The sequence below is a fragment of the Bacteroidales bacterium genome, from assembly GCA_014860585.1.
Lineage (GTDB): Bacteria > Bacteroidota > Bacteroidia > Bacteroidales > 4484-276 > RZYY01.
On sequence record JACZJL010000066.1, the window covers coordinates 1 to 2,638 of the forward strand.

The following is a 2,638-nucleotide window of genomic DNA, read 5'->3' on the forward strand; positions in this document are numbered from 1 at the left end:
GTTCAAGTTTCGAATTCAGGAACGCCAACCGCCCTGATGAGATCAATTACCTGCAGTGGAGCCCATTCAAGAATGGAAGTGAATATTTCGCTCCCTCCCAAAAGGAGTTTATGATCAATTACAGGGTTCAGTTTCTTGAACGCCTGGTGGAGAAGTTAAAAGCCAATGGTGTGACCGTGCTGGATGAAATCGAAACTTACGATTACGGCAAATTTGTCCACATCATGGATGCCGAAGGTAACAAGATTGAACTCTGGGAACCCGTCGACAGCGTTTTTACAGCAATGGGCGGAAAGACGACAAAGTAAAAATGGGTAATAAAAACAGCCCTGGTGAATTTTCCGGGGTTGTTTGCTTGAATCTCATTATCCCTAACCTGGATAAACCAGAAATTACAAAATACAATAAACAAATCTCAAATAAAACTCTCCAAAGGAGTCCTTTGGACAATGTACAAAGGATCAAAAATCCAAACAGTGAAAGAAGCTCTGCCTACCCTGCCTGCCCTGCCTGCGTGACGTAGTCAGGCAGGGTGACGCGGTCAGGCAGGAATGAATGTTTATCAGTTTATTAATTGAATTTTTAAATTTCGTATTTATTTGTCTTTTGACATTTGTTATTTGAAAATTCTGCCAAAAAATGCAAGAAATTAGAAAATAAGATACTACACAATCTCAATCTTCTCCCAGTTCAGAATTTTGTAGAAATCGAATTCCTCAGGATTTTCTACATAAGCGGAAGCGGCTTCATAATCATCTTCGGTGATGTACTGGTGATTGAACCCATAAACGAGTTTTGCTTTCTGTGAGTCAATATTTACCAATCGTGGGCGGACTTTTCCGTTTTCGTCTTCCACATCTTTCAGATAGAGCGGGGCGATGTCGCCTGTGGGGTCGGCGGTTACCATACACCCTGTAGCGCCCTGGTCGAATAGTTTTTTTACACCCATGCCAAGAAGTGCACAATAAAGCAGGTCGAAAGCAACAGGCTGCACACACCTGATCTCGTAACCAATCTCAACCGGTCGGCTTTTCACTGCCAATTTAAGTCGTTTCAGTTCGCGCTGAGCAAGGATATTAAAGATATGAGCTTTGCTAACATTGCCCAACTCAGGGTGGCCATGGTCATCATAGGTGAAGTTGATGCCGGTGGATTCAATTTCGGCATCCGACATAAAGTGGAACACCCCTTCGCTGATGATCACGGCTCCATAAGTAATTCCAAGGATTTTACGCTTTAAGATGGCAGAAATAATCAGCCGGACAATCTTGCGGTTGGTCAGTTCGGTTTTGTTAAACATCTCCGGTATGATAATCATAGGATAATGACATGCTGCGCCGATACCGAAAGCAAGGTGACCCGCTTCTCTCCCCATTACCGCAACTATGAACCAGTTGCCACTGGTACGGGCATCTTCATAAACGGTTTGGGCAATTCTCACCCCTTCCTGCTTGGCCGACTGGTAACCGAATGTAGGCGATCCTTCGGGCAAAGGCAGGTCATTGTCAATGGTTTTCGGAACGTGTATATTTTGGATCTTCACCTTATGCTCCTGCAGGTATTTGGCAATCCTGTTGGCTGTTGAGGCCGTATCATCACCACCGATAGTAACCAGCAGTTTAACATTGTTTTGAACAAAAAAATCAGTTCTGAATTCAGCGTCTTTGGGTTTGTAACGACTCATGCGCAGCGCCGATCCACCCTGCTTGTGTATCTTGTCAGCCTGATCGAAGTTGATTTCTGTCATCTCAGGGTTATCAATAAACAGACTTTGAAATCCACCGTGCAGCCCGAGAACACGGTAGCCGCTTGCCAGAAAAACCTTTGCTATAGTTCCTATCACTGTATTAATGCCAGGTGCAGGTCCACCACCGGCAAGTATTGCGATTGTTTGCTTCATGTTTTTTTTGATTAAAAATTCAGGGCAAAAGTAGAAAGAATTCTTTGAAGGCGCCTGTCGAAAATTAGCGGTAATGGAGTCAAATAAAAAAGTTAAGTTTGCAAAAAAAAGATGGAAGATCAAAAAAGATACAATTTGCGCGGAGTATCAGCATCGAAGGATGATGTACACAATGCGATAAAAAAGATTGACAAAGGACTGTTTCCTGGCGCCTTTTGCAAGGTCATTCCAGACCTGGCCGGTTATGATCCCGATTATTGCAATGTGATGCATGCTGATGGGGCAGGCACCAAGTCATCCCTAGCTTATGTCTATTGGAAAGAAACCGGCGATATTTCAGTATGGAGAGGCATTGCCCAGGATGCGGTAGTGATGAATCTTGACGATCTGCTCTGTGTGGGTGTAACCGATACCATCCAGCTCTCGTCAACCATTGGACGGAATAAAAAGCTGATTCCCGGTGAAGTAATTACCGAAATCATACAGGGCACGGAAGATTTCATTGAAAATCTGCGTAACTATGGCGTGCCGGTTAACAGCACCGGAGGTGAGACCGCCGATGTTGGTGACCTGGTGAGAACAATCATTGTTGATTCCACTGTATTTGCCCGTTTAAAGCGTAAGGAAGTAATTGATAACTCACGAATCCGCCCGGGAGACGTGATTGTAGGACTTGCCTCTTTCGGTCAATCGATTTATGAAAATGAATACAACAGCGGCATCGGCAGTAATGGACTT

3 protein-coding genes are annotated in these 2,638 nt (G+C 44.2%); 2 read left to right on the plus strand and 1 reads right to left on the minus strand.

Annotated features, from left to right (window positions below; translation table 11 throughout):
• A partial coding sequence (locus IH598_07160) for a VOC family protein (GenBank protein ID MBE0638280.1) occupies window positions 1-308 on the plus strand: 308 nt, incomplete at its 5' end.
• 356 nt (window positions 309-664) lie between these two features.
• Here the strand turns inward: IH598_07160 and IH598_07165 are convergent.
• Window positions 665-1,900, minus strand: coding sequence for a 6-phosphofructokinase (locus IH598_07165; GenBank protein ID MBE0638281.1), 1,236 nt, complete (start codon window positions 1,898-1,900; stop codon window positions 665-667).
• Window positions 1,901-2,011: 111 nt separating this feature from the next.
• Between IH598_07165 and IH598_07170 the strand changes: the two genes are divergently transcribed.
• A partial coding sequence (locus tag IH598_07170; GenBank protein ID MBE0638282.1) for a phosphoribosylformylglycinamidine cyclo-ligase occupies window positions 2,012-2,638 on the plus strand: 627 nt, incomplete at its 3' end.

Bases quoted from the DNA above. Each gene is read 5' to 3' on its own strand.
- IH598_07165 (MBE0638281.1), bottom strand. From the start codon at position 1,900: ATGAAGCAAACAATCGCAATACTTGCCGGTGGTGGACCTGCACCTGGC.